This is a genomic window from Serratia sp. CY31944 (assembly GCF_052169175.1).
Classification (GTDB): domain Bacteria; phylum Pseudomonadota; class Gammaproteobacteria; order Enterobacterales; family Enterobacteriaceae; genus Serratia; species Serratia sarumanii.
On sequence record NZ_JBJNLG010000001.1, the window covers coordinates 366,878 to 380,786 of the forward strand.

Here is a 13,909-nt window from a genome sequence, read left to right on the forward strand (position 1 = left end):
CACGCCTGCGGGCGACGAGATTCCCATGATGACGACCCCTATCGCTTTCCGCTGGTGCGGGATGCTTTTTCTACTGCTGGGCGCACTGGCGCTCGGCGGCTGCATGTCTTCCGCCAAAAGCGTGCCGTCGCGTTACAGCCTGGTGTTCGATGCCGATCGCCAGGTCAACGCCGCCGCCGGCGCGCAACCGGCGCCGATAAAAATTCGCGTGCTGCTGCTGCGTTCGGATGCGGAATTCATGGATGCCGACTTCTTCAGTCTGCAAAACGACGCCAAAAGCGTGCTCGGCAACAGCCTGCTGGACAGCGATCAGTTCTTCCTGACGCCGGGCCAGACCGGCAAAAAACTCGGTGGGCAAAGCGCGTTGGATGCGCGCTACATCGGCGTGATCGCCGAATATCAAAATCTGGACGGCAAAACCTGGCGCCTTTCACTGCCGCTGCCGGAACCCACCGAAACCAATTTCTACAAGGTATGGCAATTCTCGCCGGATGAGCTGGAAGCGCATATCGTCGCGGGCGTGAGTGGCCTGCGCCCCGTAAAAAAGGTCGACTGACCTACCGCTGCGCTGAAGCGAAGTAACTATAGGTGTGATGATGAAAGATGCTCATAAGGTTGTCTGGACTGAGGGGATGTTTTTGCGCCCCCACCATTTCCAGCAGGCGGAAAACTATCTCGAAGGTTATATGCGCAACTGGGGCCAGGCCCACAGCGGCTGTTTCTGGGGTTTCCTCACCCTGGATCTGGACCAAACGCTGCTGCGCCAGGGCAAGATTGCCCTCAACGCCGCCAGCGGCATCATGCCGGACGGCACGCCGTTTCGCTTCGCCGGCGCCCAGCAGGCGCCCGCGCCGCTGACCATCGCCGAAAACAAGACCGGCGAAAACGTGGTGCTGGCCCTGCCGACCTACCGCGCGGGGCGTGAAGACGTGATCTTTCAGGAAAGCCCGGAGGCGCTGGCGCGCTATCTGGCTTACGAGAATGAAGTCGACGATCTCAACGCCGTCTCGGTGGGCAGCGCGGCGCTGCAGTTTGGCCGCCTGCGCCTGCGGCTGATGCTGGAGAGCGAGCTCAACGCCGAATGGACGGCGCTCGGCGTGACCCGCGTGCTGGAAAAACGCGGCGACAACAGCCTGCGTCTCGATACCGCGCAGATCCCGCCGATGCTGAACTGCCAGGGCAACCCGGTACTGAAAACCTTCATCAACGATCTGCAGGGCCTGCTGCAACAGCGCAGCCAGCAGATGAGCCAGCGCCTGCTGCAGCCGGGCCGCGGCGGCAGTTCCGAAATGGTCGATTTCATGCTGCTGCAGCTGATCAACCGCCACCTCGGCCAGGTGAGCCACGCCTACCACCTCGACCATCTGCACCCGGAGCGCCTGTTCGCCGATTGGCTGCAGTTCGCCACCGAGCTCGCCAGCTTCTCGGCGCAGCGCACCCCGGAAGGCCGTCTGCCGGTGTATGACCACGACAACCTGGCGCTGTGCTTCGGCAAGCTGATGCTGTTGCTGCGCCAGGGGCTGTCGGTGGTGCTGGAAGACAACGCCATTCAGCTGACGCTGGTCGAACGCTCCCACGGGCTGAACGTCGCCACCGTGCAGGACGCCAAAATGATGCGCGACTTCGGCTTCGTGCTGGCGGTGCGCGCCGACGTGGCCGCCGAGGTGTTGCTGACCCATTTCCCGGCGCAGATGAAGATCGCCCCGGTCACGCGCATCCGCGATTTGGTGCAGCTGCAGCTGCCGGGCATCGGTTTGCGCACCATGCCCGCCGCGCCGCGCCAGATCCCCTATCACGCCGGCTACACCTACTTCGAGCTGGAAAAAGGCGGCGACCTGTGGAAACAGATGGAAAAATCCAGCGCCTTCGCTCTGCACCTGGCGGGCGAATTCCCGGGGCTGGACATGGAATTTTGGGCGATTCGCAGCCATACGGACCGGTAACCTATGACTCAGGAAAATAGCATGGCGCCGGCGGCCAACCCGCTGGTGGACGCCGCCAACCCGCTGCTGAACGCCATTTCGCAGATCCGCCAGTCGGCCACGCACGCCAACCCGGCGCAGCTGCGCCAACAGCTGATCGACGAAATGCGCCGCTTCGAGATCCGCGGCCAACGCGCCAACCTGCCGTACGAGGTGATCATCGGCGCGCGTTATTGCCTGTGCACCGCGCTGGATGAAGCGGCGGCGCTGACCCCGTGGGGCAGCAACAGCGTGTGGTCCGGCAGCGGGCTGCTGGTGACCTTCCATAACGAAACCTGGGGCGGCGAGAAATTCTTCCAGCTGCTGGCCAAGCTGTCGCAAAGCCCGCGCGAGCACATCAACCTGCTGGAGCTGATCAATTATTGCCTGCTGCTGGGCTTTGAAGGCCGCTACCGGGTGATGGAAAACGGCCGCTCGCAGCTGGAAACCATGAAGCAGCGCCTGCTGCAGCTGATCCGGTCGGTGCGCGGCGGCTATGCCCCGCCGCTGTCGCCCCATGCGCTGGATCTGCCGGTACAGCAGAAACTGTGGCGCCCGCTGGTGCCGCTGTGGGCCTGCGTGGCGCTGACCGGCTTCCTGGCTTCGCTGCTGTTCATCGCCCTCAACTGGCGGCTGGGCGACAACACCAGCCCGGTGCTGGCGGCGATTTACCAAACCAATCTGCCGCAGGTGGCGATCGGTAACCCGGCGCCGGCCGCACCGCCGACGCTGAGCCTGAAAAGCTTCCTGCGCAAAGAGATCGCCGAAGGGCTGGTGGTGGTGCGCGACGAAGCGCAGCAAAGCGTGGTAATCCTCAAAGGCGACGGGCTGTTCGACTCCGCCGCCACCACGGTGCGCGCCAACTATATTCCGGTTATCGACCGCATTGCCGCCGCCATGAACGGCGTCAGCGGCAAAATCCTGGTCACCGGCTACAGCGACAACGTGCCGATCCGCAGCGCCCGTTTCGCCTCCAACTGGGAGCTGTCGCTGGCGCGCGCCGAAGCGGTCAGCGCCCGGTTGCAAAAGCACCTCGCCAACCCGCAGCGTGTCAAGGCCGAGGGCCGCGGCGAGAGCAATCCCGTCGCGCCGCCGAAGCGGTGCCGGCGGAAGACGGCAAGCCAGAGGTCAAACAAGACGATCAGTTGGCGCAGCGCTTCGACGAAGCGGCGCAGCTGCTGAAAAAGGCGCGCTTCACACCGGGCCAGGGCGACGGCAAACACCGCTGGATGACCCGTTTCAGCCGCCAGTACCTGTACCAGCTGCCGTGGTATGTGATCATCGGCGCGCCCGGCGCCGGCAAGACCACCGCGCTGGTCAACTCCGGCCTGCACTTCCCGCTGGCGGATCGCTTCGGCAAATCCGCGCTGCGCGGCGTGGGCGGCACCCGCAACTGCGACTGGTGGTTTACCAACGACGCCGTGCTGCTCGACACCGCCGGCCGCTACACCACGCAGGAAAGCCAGCGCGAAGAAGACGCCGGCGAGTGGCAAAGCTTCGTCGCGCTGTTGAAAAAATACCGCACCCGTCAGCCGATCAACGGCGTGATGGTGACCATCAGCGTCGCCGATCTGCTGAGCGACAGCGCCGAAGCGCGCGCCGCCCAGGCCAGCGCGCTGCGCAAACGCCTGATCGAACTGCACGAGCAGCTGGGCATTCATTTCCCGGTCTATGTGCTGGTCACCAAAACCGACCTGCTCAACGGCTTTATGGCCTACTTCGGCAGCTTCGACAAAGCACAGCGCGACCAGATCTGGGGGTTCACCTTCCCTTACGAGCGCTCGCGGCAGCCGGACTTCAACCTGAATGCCGCTTTCGAACAGCAATACGCCCTGCTGCAACAGCGGCTGGACGCGGCGCTGCCGGATACGCTGCTGATGGAGCACGACGCGCGCCAGCGCGCTGAAAGTTATCTGTTCCCGCAGGAGTTCGCTGCCCTGCGCCCGCTGCTGAGCCAATACCTGGAACAGGTGTTCGCCACCTCCAGTTTTGAAACCCGCTTTACCCCGCGCGGCATCTATTTCACCAGCGGCACGCAGGAAGGCCTGCCGTTCGACCGGGTGATGGGCGAGCTGAACCGCTATCTGCAGCTCCCGACGGCAAACTCAGGGGCGCAGGCCAACGCGGCCTGGGACAGCGTGGGCCAGGAAGCGCCAATCCCGGCGGCCAAGGGCCAAAGCTTCTTCCTGAAAGAGACGTTGGAATCGGTGGTCTTCCAGGAATCCGGGCTGGCGGGCAGCAACCGCTGGTGGGAATACCGCAACCGCGCCCTGCACTGGGCGGGTTACATCGCGCTGGCGGTGATCCTGGCGGTGCTGGCGATGCTCTGGTTCACCAGCTACGGCAACAACAAGGCCTATCTGGCAGAAGTGGCCGCCAAGGTGCCCGGCGTCGAGCGCCAGGGGCAAAACCTGACGCAGTTGGGCAACGGCGACATGTTCTCGCTGCTGCCGTTCCTCAACAGCCTGCTGCACCTGCCGGACAGCCAAAACTTTTCGTTGGACGATCCGCCGTTCACCTACCGCATGGGGCTGTTCCGCGGCGATCAGGTGGGCGACGCCGGCAATGCGCTGTACCAAAAAGCGCTGAAAGAGCTGCTGCTGCCGCAGGTGGCGCAACAGATCGCCGCCACGCTGCGCAACGACAACCACGGCGATGCGGACTTCAGCTACGAAGCGCTGAAGGCCTACCAGATGCTGTATCTGCCAAAGCAGTACGACGGCAAATTCCTGCGCGCCTGGGTGATGCTCAACCTGCAGCGCAACCTGCCGCAGGGCAGCACCCAGAAACAGCTGCAGCAGATCGAATGGCATTTGGGCCAGCTGCTGGATGCGCAGATCCAGGCCTCGCCTTACGCCAAAGACGACCCGCTGGTGGCGCAGGCGCAGGCCGCCATCAACCGGGCGCCGCTGTCGCAGCGCGTCTACGGCCGCCTCAAGCGCCTGCTGCTGAAGCAGACCGACATCAAGCCGGTCAGCCTGGTCGATTTGGCCGGCCCGCAGACCGAGCTGGCATTCAGCCGCAAAAGCGGCAAACCGGTGACCGACGGCGTGCCGGGCCTGTTTACCTCGCAGGGGTATTGGAAAGCGTTCAACGACAACATCGATCCGGTGACCGACACCCTGCGCAAGGAAGACGTCTGGGTGTTGAACAGCCAGACGCCGGAGCAGAAGAGCGCCGACCTGACCAAGACCATCCGCCAGCTGTACATGCAGGACTTCATCAGCGCCTGGGATGAGCTGCTGGGGGATATCCAGCTGGCCAACATCGGCAACCTGACCCAGCGCATCAGCAGCGCGCGCCTGTTGTCCGGCAACCCGTCGCCGATGCGTAACCTGCTGGTCAACGTCAGCAAAAACGTCACCCTGCGCGACGAGAAAAGCGACGCCGACTCCCGCTCGCTGCTGGCCAAAACCGAAGACAGACTGAATCAAAACGCCAACCGCACGCTGGAAGCGCTGTTCACCAACCGGCCGGCCAACGCCGACGGCGACGTATCCGCCCAGCCGGAACAGCTGGTGATGGCGCACTTCGCGCCGCTGCTGGAGCTGGCGCAAAGCCAGGGCGAAGGCAATAAGGCGATCCCTTTCGACAGCGTGCTCAAGCAGGTCGATGAGCTGTACAGCTATCTGACGGCGGTTCAGGGCGCGGCCAACAGCGGCATGTCGGCGCCACCGAGCGACATCATCCCGCGTCTGCAGGCCGAATCCGGCCGCTTGCCGGTGCCGTTCAAACAGATGCTGCTGTCGCTGGCGATCGGCGCCAGCAGCGACACCCAGCGCAAAGAGATGGAGAACGTGAAAAAGCGCATCAGCTTCGAGGTCGGCAGTTTCTGCCGCCAGGCGATCGCCGGCCGTTATCCGCTGGTGGCCCGGGCGCGCCAGGAAGTGACGCCGGACGATCTGGCGCGCATGTTCGCGCCGAACAGCGGGCTGATGGACAGCTTCTTCCGCGACAACCTGCAGGGCAAGGTCGACACCACCCGCGCCAACTGGCGCTTTACCCCCGGCGTGGACGGCAAGACGCTGCCCGGCGGCGAGGGCATCCTGCGGTCGTTCCAACAGGCGCAGCGCATCCGCGACGCCTTTTTCGCCAACGGCACCGCGACGCCCTCGTACCGCGTGACCGTGCGGCCAGTGCGGATGGATAACGACATCCTCAACCTGACGCTGGATATAGACGGGCAGCTGTTCAAATACAGCCACGGCCCGCAGGTGCCGCTGGTGGTCAGCTGGCCGGGCACCCGCAATACCAACCAGGTGCATCTGCAGCTGGCGCTGGCCAACGGCACCACCGCCAGCCTGGTGACCAGCGGGCCGTGGGCGCTGAACCGCCTGGTGGATATGGCGCAGTCTTCGGGCACCGGCGGCCTCGGCCGCCAGGCGACCTTCAATCTCGACGGCCACCGCGTCACGCTGGAGTTCACGCCCAACAGCATTCGCAATCCGTTCCAACTGCCGGCCTTCTCGTGCCCGTAGCCCCGAAAGGACATGACCATGAGCACTGATTCAAGCGCCCCGACGAGCATCGGCTGGTACGGCAAACTCCCTTCCGCCGGCGACTTCCTGCAACGCCGCCTGCCCGATCCGGTGGTCAACAACTGGGCCCACTGGTTCCATAACGGCCTGGTGAATTTGCAGCGCGATGCGCAGGGGCCGAACGGCCACCCGTTCAGCAACGCACCGGTGTGGAACTTCGTGATCCCCGCCACGCTCGGCAGCCCGTACGTGCAGATGGGTTGCCTGTTGCCGGCGCGCGATCGCGTCGGGCGACGCTACCCGATCTGCGCGCTGCGCCTGTTCAGCCAACAGGATTGGCGGCCGCAACAGCTGAACATGGCGGCGAGCTGGTACCAACAGCTCGGTTATACCCTGCTGAACGGCGTGCGCAACGGTTTCTCCGCCGAGCAGATCGACCGCACGTTGCAGGCGATCCCGGCGCTGCCCAGCCCGCCGGCGGAAGCGGATTCCGAGATATTGTCAATTATCGGTTTCCAGCATCCGGACGTGCCGGGCCTCGGCTGGCAACAGGCCGCCGACTGTTTCGACCCGGCGCAGTACACCAGTTTCTGGTGGACCAATCAGGCCGACGGACACCCGCTCTACACCCACGTGCACAGCGGCAACCTCACCGTGCAGCTGTTTTCACTGCTGTTCGAGCCCAACGGCTGGGCGCGCCCCGGCCGCGGCGGCCAGTACCCGCAAATGTTTGATTAACATCGCTCGTTGAAGGAAATTTTATGGCTATCGACACCGATACCCTGCTGGCACCGGTCGACGCGGACAATCCCTGCGGCGACAACCTGGAATACGACGCCGACTTTCTGGCAATGGAACAAGCCGCCACCGGCAAGGCCGAACAACAGTTCGGCAGCACCATCATCCCGGAAGAAGCGCCGGATTGGGTGCAGGTCGAACGCCTCGCGACCTCGCTGCTGGCGCGCACCAAAGACCTGCGCGTCATGCTGTATCTCACCCGCGCCTGGACCCAGCTGCGCGGGTTGCCGGGCTACGCCGACGGGCTGACGCTGATCCACCAGTCGATGGCCCGTTACTGGGACGCCCTGCAGCCGCCGCTGGAGTTCGACGGCGAGGCCGACCCGCTGTTTCGCATCAACGCGCTGGCCGACCTTGGCGACAAAGCCGCGCTGGCCGCCAGCGTGCGCGCCGCGCCGCTGCTGAAAAGCGCCGCCGGTGAAATCTCGCTGCGCGATGCCGGCGCCCTGCTCGACGGCAGCAAGCAGGAGTGCCCCAACTTTCCCGGCGGCCGCGCACGGCTGCAGGATGAACTGGCGCAACAGGATCGCCCCGAAGGCGCCCTGGTGGCGCGCATCGCCAACACCCTGAGCGCCATTCGCGGCGAAGTGACCCGTCATCTGGGGGAAAGCGCGCTGCCGGAAATGAGCGCGCTCACCAAGGTCTTTTCGCTGGTGGCGCTCGCCGGCCAGAGCGATGCCCAGACCGCCGCCAAACCGGACGCTTTGCCGGAAGCCGCCGCCGTGCAGCCACCGGCCGCCGTGCAGAGCGCCACCGCCCCGCTCAACTGGCGCAGCGCGCAGATCCAGTCGCGCGACGACGCCCAACTGATGCTGGACAAGGTGAAAAACTATTTTCGTCTTCATGAGCCGAGCCACCCGGCGCCGCTGATGATCGATCGGGTCCAGCGGTTGATTACGCTGGACTTTATGCAAATCGTCCGCGATTTGGCGCCCGATGGGCTTAACCAACTGGAGACCATTCTCGGTCGCCCCGACAACGAGGAGAACAGCTAGCCGCCGACCTTTGTTCTCTTGACGCATCCGATACCGTCTGCCCCTGCGCAGACCCGAATCAGAACCTGACTCTCCCAGCCGGACGAGGCGCGTTCCCAATCGCCATTAGATGGAGTAAATCATGTCAAACTCGAAATCCCGCAGCGGGCAGAAATTCATCGCCCGCAACCGCGCGCCGCGCGTACAGATTGAATACGATGTCGAAATTTATGGCGCAGAGCGCAAAATCCAGCTGCCGTTCGTGATGGGCGTGATGGCGGATCTGGTGGGGAAAGCGGTCGATCCGCAAGCCAGCGTGGAAGAGCGCAAGTTCATGGAGATCGACGTCGACAACTTCGACGAGCGCATGAAATCGCTGAAGCCGCGCGTCGCTTATCAGGTCGACAACACCCTGACCGGCGAAGGCAAGCTGAACATCGATCTGACCTTCGAAAGCATGGAAGACTTCTCCCCCGCCGCCATCGCCCGCAAGGTCGACGCGCTGGACAATCTGCTGGACGCCCGCACCCAGCTTTCCAACCTGTTGTCCTACATGGACGGCAAGAACGGCGCCGAAGAGCTGATCTCCAAGATCCTGCAAAATCCGGCGCTGCTGCAATCCCTGACCGACGCGCCGAAGCCGGCGGTTAACGACGAAAACAACGAGCGTGAGGATTAATCGATGAGCAACTCGCCTCAGCAACAAAATGCGTTGCAGACCACCGAGACTTTTTCCAGCGATGAATTCAGCGCGCTGCTGAACAAAGAGTTCCGGCCGAAGACCGATCAGGCCAAAGAAGCGGTCGAGAACGCGGTGAAAACCCTGGCGCAGCAGGCGCTGGAAAACACCGTCACCGTTTCTTCCGACGCCTACCGTACCATTCAGGCGCTGATTGCGGAAATTGACGAAAAGCTGTCGCAGCAGATCAACCAGATCATTCACCACGACGACTTCCAGAAGCTGGAAGGCGCCTGGCACGGCCTGCATTATCTGGTCAACAACTCCGAAACCGACGAGATGCTGAAGATCCGCTTCATGAGCATTTCCAAGCAGGAGCTGGGCCGCACGCTGAAGCGTTATAAAGGCGTGGGTTGGGACCAAAGCCCGATCTTCAAGAAAGTCTACGAAGAAGAGTATGGCCAGTTCGGCGGCGAACCGTTCGGCTGTCTGGTGGGCGACTACTACTTCGATCACAGCCCGCAGGACGTGGAGCTGCTGGGCGAAATGGCCAAGATCGGCGCCGCCTCGCACTGCCCGTTCATCGCCGGCACCGCGCCAAGCGTAATGCAGATGGAGTCCTGGCAGGAGCTCTCCAACCCGCGCGATCTGACCAAGATTTTCCAGAACACCGAGTACGCCGCCTGGCGCAGCCTGCGCGAGTCGGAAGACGCGCGCTACCTGGGCCTGGTGATGCCGCGCTTCCTGGCGCGCCTGCCGTACGGCATCCGCACCAACCCGGTGGACGAGTTTGACTTCGAAGAAGACACCGACGGCGCGACCCACGGCAACTACACCTGGACCAACGCCGCCTACGCCATGGCCGCCAACATCAACCGTTCGTTCAAAGAGTTCGGCTGGTGCACCGCCATTCGCGGGGTGGAATCCGGCGGCGCGGTGGAAAACCTGCCGTGCCACACCTTCCCGAGCGACGACGGCGGCGTGGACATGAAGTGCCCGACCGAGATCGCCATCAGCGATCGCCGCGAAGCCGAGCTGGCCAAAAACGGCTTTATGCCGCTGGTGCACCGCAAAAACTCCGACTTCGCCGCCTTTATCGGCGCGCAGTCGCTGCAGAAGCCGGCGGAATACTACGATGCCGACGCCTCCGCCAACGCCCAGCTTTCCGCGCGCCTGCCGTACCTGTTCGCCTGCTGCCGCTTCGCGCACTACCTGAAGTGCATCGTGCGCGACAAAATTGGCTCCTTCCGCGAGCGCGACGACATGGAACGCTGGCTGAACGACTGGATCATGAACTACGTGGACGGCGATCCGGCCAACTCCTCGCAGGAAACCAAGTCGCGCAAACCGCTGGCCGCGGCGGAAGTGCAGGTGGAAGAGATCGAAGACAACCCGGGCTATTACAGCGCCAAGTTCTTCCTGCGCCCGCACTACCAGCTGGAAGGCCTGACCGTCTCCCTGCGTCTGGTGTCGAAGCTGCCTTCGCTGAAGCAAAACGACGCGTCCTGATGGGCTGAAGTCAGGCCGCGATAGTGCGGCCTGGCTGATACATTAACCTCATCACAGGGAAAGAAAGATGAAGACAAAACGGTTTTATCTGGCATCGCTGTTGGCGGTCGTCTGCTCGCTCTCCGCCGCGCCGCCAGCTTTCGCAGAGCAGACATCGATAGCACATTTGACGTCCGATGATGTCAATCTGCCGGGCAGTGACTTTTTCCGTTTCTATCGCAGTGCAGATAAACAGGAAAAAGAGAAAGCGCGGATTTATTTGCTGGGCGTGTTGGACGCGACGGAAGGCAAAAGCTGGTGCCAATACAGCCAGCTACAAACCGTCACTCTGCAGGAGTTTGTGTTCGAATTCTTTAATAAACTTCCCGCTGCGCGCCTGCACGAAAGGGCTGCCCCCCTGATTGAAGAGGCTCTTGCAACTCGCTTCCCGTGCAAAGGAGGCAAAGCATGAAACCTTTATATCGTCAGCTAAAAAGCAGCCATTACTCCTCTGATTACTCTAGCCCGGGATATTTGGCAGCAGAAGCCGTTTACGCTGAGATTGGTTATGAGCTTGATACGCTTCTAAAGCAAAACCCTGGTTATGCCAATACCTGTGCCGTCCGCATGAGCCTGGCGCTGTTGAAAGCCGGCATCAGCTTCAAAGGCCGCCTGCCAATCAAAAAAGGCGCCTATAAGGGTAAAACGATTGAACCTGGAGCCAAACTGCTGGCCGATCAGTTGCATCGCTCCAGTAGTTTTGGCAAAGCCAACATTTTCTTTAATGCTCCAGATGCAGAGAAGGGTATCGGTAATAAAAAAGGCGTCGTGTTCTTCAATAAAATAACCAACTATGATGGCGGACACATTGATCTTATTGAACCAGAAAACTCGCTATTGACCTGCCATTCCCATTGCTATTTTAACTGCAAAGAAGTCTGGTTTTGGGAATTAAGCTAGTGTTCCATCAGCTGACCAGTAAAAGCATGAGGTTTGGTTTAACTGCATGCTTGCTCATAGCAGGCAATCCAGAACGCACATGGACCAAGATAACGCGAAATAATTAAGCATTGAGCCATTAGCACTTAATAGTGGCTCGGTAACCCGTACCGATAGTTTTCGGTATTTAATAAGGTGCATGGCACAAGGATATAAATTGGTAATGCATTACCACACTTGCAATTCCTGCTGCTATTACCTGAGTTTTTCAACGTAACGTTAATACTACTGTTAACCCTTAATAAAGAGTGAAGAAACTATGGCTATTGATATGTTCCTGAAAGTTGAAGGTGCCAGCGGCGAATCTAAAGATTCGAATCACAAAGGCTGGACCGACATTACTTCTTTCTCCTGGGGCGCTTCTCAACCGGGCAATATGGGCGTTGGCGGCGGCGGTGGCGCTGGCAAAGTGTGCTTCAACGATCTGCACGTTAACGCGCTGGTCGACAAGTCAACCCCGGCGCTGCTGAAGCACTGCTCCAGCGGTAAGCACCTGACCAAGGTTGAGTTGTCTGTCTGCAAGGCGGGCGGTACTCAGGTTGAGTACGTTAAAATCACCCTGGACGACGTGCTGGTCACTGCAGTGCAGTACACCGGCGCAGGCGGCGAAGACACCGTGGGCGTCACCTACTCCTTCCAGGCGGCGAAAGTGAAACAGCAATACTGGGAGCAGAGCGACAAAGGCGGCAAAGGCGCCGAAAGCAGCGCAGGTTGGAACATCAAGGAAAACCGCGAAGCTTAATTTGTATGCCCCCCGGTTACGGCCGGGGGTCTAATATAGGGAAATAACAATGAATAATAACCGCCCCATTTTTTCAGCCGCATGGGCTGCAAGCACTAAAATATATAACGCGCAATATTCAGCTCAGAATGTTGCCGAGATTATCGGTGGGCGTGTAGCCATGAATATTGCGCCTAATGGAAAGTGGGAAAACACCTGCGCTGTACGCATGAGCTACATCTTGAATAAATCTGGCTTTCCCATTCCTTATGTAAAAGATCAGACCGTATCAGGTGCCGATCGTCAATGGTATTTTTTTAGAGTTAAAGATCTTATCGCTTATTTGACAAAGATCTGGGGCAAACCCGACCTTCGAGTCAAGTTCCCTCCTCCAGGTGGTGGTGAATTAGCAGGAAAGAAGGGGATCATATTGTTTGAAATTGCAGGTTGGAGCGATGCCGGAGGACATGCCACGCTCTGGAATGGGAACGGCGATTGTTATGATCATTGTTATTTCAATGAACCAGAAGCTCGCTATACAACAAATTACGCTAACTTTTGGGTATTGAGATGAAAAAAATCCTTATCTCCTTTTTTTGTCTATATGCCACTTGTGCTATAGCACAGAAAAATCAAGAAGAACCTATTGAAAAGTGGCCACCGCAGGCAGCATACAGAAACTATTTGCAAAACTATAAAGATATCGCTCTAACCTACTGCATTTCAGTCGCTTATAAGACATCACCAGAAGCCAGCAAAGATGCAATTGCCTCATCGAATGGAATCGATGCGTGGTCATACTATGCAATTCGTGATGAAGAATCCCCTATAATTGCGCTGACAAAGCAGTACTTGCAAAAGAATTACAATGCTAAGGATGGGAAAAGTCGCTTAGACTTAATGAAGTGCATGGATATGTACCATAGTAAAGATCTTGACAAACTTGCGAAAGACTATGTACAGCGCCCTAATGATAATTGGGTGAAAGACAATCCGGATAGAATAAATGAAAATCCTCCTCGGAAATAATCAGTGAAAAGAATCTTACTGACTGTGGCCATCGCCGCAACGTTGAACGCTAATGCAGCGACAAAAATTGACTACTCCCCTGCCGAGTACCTCAAAAACTACGCGCTTAGCGTTTGTATTGCCGAGGGGTACTCAGCAAAAGAAGTCAAAAACGATGCCGCCGCTGCCGCCAGGGGTTACATGGAGTTCGGCGATTATTCTCTGGAAGCGCATACCGCTGTCAGGGCGCTAGCAAAAGAATTTCTGGCAAAGCCCTATGACAGCATGTCTGGGGAGACGATGACGATGGCAAAGTGCATCGATCTTGTACATAGCCAAGCGTTGCAAGCCATCATCAAGAAGTACCAAGGGAAAGACGACAACTGATATCAGAGTTGCTCAAACGACGGCTCATATCAAAGGTTATCTCGGATGAGAAGATACACGTACTTTTTAATGTCTCTGCTGCTCGGAAGCCATGTAGTCCTTGCTGAAAACTCGCTCAATGCTTTATCGCAAGAGGCACTATATAAAAATTGGTTAACCAGCCGCTGCATTGGGAAATCCACTGACTCAGAAAGAACCAAACAAGACGCCTTCCGTTCCGCTTCCGCCTATTTAGAATTGAGTAAACTGCCGATGGATGCATTTGAACAAGGTGAAAAACTGGCTGAACAGTACGCAAATAAAAATAGCCAAGGCTCAGTTCAAGGGACTTACCATACTTTAGATTGTCTTTCACTGCAGAGCGCCAGTGAAGCTAACGTCATCTTTTCTCGCTACTCTAATCAGTAAATTAGTTA

Annotated in this window: 14 protein-coding genes and 1 pseudogene; all 15 read left to right on the plus strand. The window is 59.4% G+C overall.

Going from position 1 to position 13,909, the window contains the following annotated elements; translation table 11 throughout:
- Nucleotides 1-25: 25 nt before the first annotated feature.
- The 15 genes and pseudogenes from tssJ to ACJ8IN_RS01855 all read left to right on the plus strand — a co-directional run bounded on the left by tssJ (nucleotide 26) and on the right by ACJ8IN_RS01855 (nucleotide 13,901).
- Nucleotides 26-556, plus strand: coding sequence for a type VI secretion system lipoprotein TssJ (gene tssJ / locus ACJ8IN_RS01785; protein WP_060423719.1), 531 nt, complete (start codon nucleotides 26-28; stop codon nucleotides 554-556).
- A gap of 40 nt (nucleotides 557-596) precedes the next feature.
- On the plus strand, nucleotides 597-1,943 hold the full coding sequence (tssK, locus tag ACJ8IN_RS01790) for a type VI secretion system baseplate subunit TssK (protein WP_033638522.1): 1,347 nt from the start codon (nucleotides 597-599) through the stop codon (nucleotides 1,941-1,943).
- A gap of 21 nt (nucleotides 1,944-1,964) precedes the next feature.
- Entirely contained in the window at nucleotides 1,965-3,143 is a 1,179-nt protein-coding gene (locus ACJ8IN_RS01795) for a DotU family type VI secretion system protein (protein WP_442519478.1), read from the plus strand.
- Nucleotides 3,047-6,439: pseudogene (tssM, locus tag ACJ8IN_RS01800) on the plus strand (type VI secretion system membrane subunit TssM); the annotation flags it as partial. The gene ACJ8IN_RS01795 and the pseudogene tssM, both read left to right, overlap by 97 nt.
- Before the next feature lie 18 nt (nucleotides 6,440-6,457).
- A complete protein-coding gene (tagF, locus tag ACJ8IN_RS01805; RefSeq protein ID WP_033647808.1) occupies nucleotides 6,458-7,177 on the plus strand; it encodes a type VI secretion system-associated protein TagF in 720 nt (239 codons plus the stop codon).
- Between the two features lie 23 nt (nucleotides 7,178-7,200).
- Nucleotides 7,201-8,232 carry a type VI secretion system protein TssA gene (gene tssA, locus ACJ8IN_RS01810; RefSeq protein ID WP_308325839.1) on the plus strand — a complete coding sequence of 344 codons (1,032 nt, stop codon included), beginning with the start codon at nucleotides 7,201-7,203 and terminating at the stop codon, nucleotides 8,230-8,232.
- 121 nt (nucleotides 8,233-8,353) lie between these two features.
- On the plus strand, nucleotides 8,354-8,890 hold the full coding sequence (gene tssB / locus ACJ8IN_RS01815; RefSeq protein ID WP_033635026.1) for a type VI secretion system contractile sheath small subunit: 537 nt from the start codon (nucleotides 8,354-8,356) through the stop codon (nucleotides 8,888-8,890).
- Between the two features lie 3 nt (nucleotides 8,891-8,893).
- Nucleotides 8,894-10,399 (plus strand): type VI secretion system contractile sheath large subunit, encoded by a 1,506-nt coding sequence (gene tssC, locus ACJ8IN_RS01820; protein WP_016927259.1) that lies wholly within the window; start codon nucleotides 8,894-8,896, stop codon nucleotides 10,397-10,399.
- A 67-nt stretch (nucleotides 10,400-10,466) separates the two neighbouring features.
- Nucleotides 10,467-10,850 (plus strand): Rap1a/Tai family immunity protein, encoded by a 384-nt coding sequence (locus tag ACJ8IN_RS01825; protein WP_025303292.1) that lies wholly within the window; start codon nucleotides 10,467-10,469, stop codon nucleotides 10,848-10,850.
- Nucleotides 10,847-11,338, plus strand: a complete 492-nt coding sequence (locus tag ACJ8IN_RS01830; protein ID WP_033653618.1) for a T6SS effector amidase Tae4 family protein — start codon at nucleotides 10,847-10,849, stop codon at nucleotides 11,336-11,338. The genes ACJ8IN_RS01825 and ACJ8IN_RS01830 overlap by 4 nt, the downstream gene beginning before the upstream one ends.
- Before the next feature lie 298 nt (nucleotides 11,339-11,636).
- The gene (locus ACJ8IN_RS01835; protein ID WP_004961372.1) at nucleotides 11,637-12,119 is read left to right on the plus strand and encodes an Hcp family type VI secretion system effector; all 483 of its coding nucleotides are present in this window, start codon (nucleotides 11,637-11,639) and stop codon (nucleotides 12,117-12,119) included.
- Between the two features lie 49 nt (nucleotides 12,120-12,168).
- Nucleotides 12,169-12,672, plus strand: a complete 504-nt coding sequence (locus tag ACJ8IN_RS01840) for a type VI secretion system amidase effector protein Tae4 (protein WP_071883819.1) — start codon at nucleotides 12,169-12,171, stop codon at nucleotides 12,670-12,672.
- Nucleotides 12,669-13,127 (plus strand): T6SS amidase immunity protein Tai4 family protein, encoded by a 459-nt coding sequence (locus ACJ8IN_RS01845; RefSeq protein ID WP_033653617.1) that lies wholly within the window; start codon nucleotides 12,669-12,671, stop codon nucleotides 13,125-13,127. The genes ACJ8IN_RS01840 and ACJ8IN_RS01845 overlap by 4 nt, the downstream gene beginning before the upstream one ends.
- 12 nt (nucleotides 13,128-13,139) lie before the next feature.
- Nucleotides 13,140-13,493, plus strand: a complete 354-nt coding sequence (locus ACJ8IN_RS01850) for a T6SS amidase immunity protein Tai4 family protein (protein ID WP_223307189.1) — start codon at nucleotides 13,140-13,142, stop codon at nucleotides 13,491-13,493.
- Nucleotides 13,494-13,562: 69 nt separating this feature from the next.
- On the plus strand, nucleotides 13,563-13,901 hold the full coding sequence (locus tag ACJ8IN_RS01855; RefSeq protein ID WP_223181965.1) for a T6SS amidase immunity protein Tai4 family protein: 339 nt from the start codon (nucleotides 13,563-13,565) through the stop codon (nucleotides 13,899-13,901).
- Nucleotides 13,902-13,909: the final 8 nt, after the last annotated feature.

Bases quoted from the DNA above. Each gene is read 5' to 3' on its own strand.
- ACJ8IN_RS01825 (WP_025303292.1), top strand. From the start codon at position 10,467: ATGAAGACAAAACGGTTTTATCTGGCATCGCTGTTGGCGGTCGTCTGC.
- ACJ8IN_RS01840 (WP_071883819.1), top strand. From the start codon at position 12,169: ATGAATAATAACCGCCCCATTTTTTCAGCCGCATGGGCTGCAAGCACT.
- ACJ8IN_RS01845 (WP_033653617.1), top strand. From the start codon at position 12,669: ATGAAAAAAATCCTTATCTCCTTTTTTTGTCTATATGCCACTTGTGCT.
- tssA (WP_308325839.1), top strand. From the start codon at position 7,201: ATGGCTATCGACACCGATACCCTGCTGGCACCGGTCGACGCGGACAAT.
- tagF (WP_033647808.1), top strand. From the start codon at position 6,458: ATGAGCACTGATTCAAGCGCCCCGACGAGCATCGGCTGGTACGGCAAA.
- tssC (WP_016927259.1), top strand. From the start codon at position 8,894: ATGAGCAACTCGCCTCAGCAACAAAATGCGTTGCAGACCACCGAGACT.
- ACJ8IN_RS01835 (WP_004961372.1), top strand. From the start codon at position 11,637: ATGGCTATTGATATGTTCCTGAAAGTTGAAGGTGCCAGCGGCGAATCT.
- ACJ8IN_RS01830 (WP_033653618.1), top strand. From the start codon at position 10,847: ATGAAACCTTTATATCGTCAGCTAAAAAGCAGCCATTACTCCTCTGAT.
- tssK (WP_033638522.1), top strand. From the start codon at position 597: ATGAAAGATGCTCATAAGGTTGTCTGGACTGAGGGGATGTTTTTGCGC.
- tssB (WP_033635026.1), top strand. From the start codon at position 8,354: ATGTCAAACTCGAAATCCCGCAGCGGGCAGAAATTCATCGCCCGCAAC.
- ACJ8IN_RS01855 (WP_223181965.1), top strand. From the start codon at position 13,563: ATGTCTCTGCTGCTCGGAAGCCATGTAGTCCTTGCTGAAAACTCGCTC.
- ACJ8IN_RS01795 (WP_442519478.1), top strand. From the start codon at position 1,965: ATGGCGCCGGCGGCCAACCCGCTGGTGGACGCCGCCAACCCGCTGCTG.
- tssJ (WP_060423719.1), top strand. From the start codon at position 26: ATGATGACGACCCCTATCGCTTTCCGCTGGTGCGGGATGCTTTTTCTA.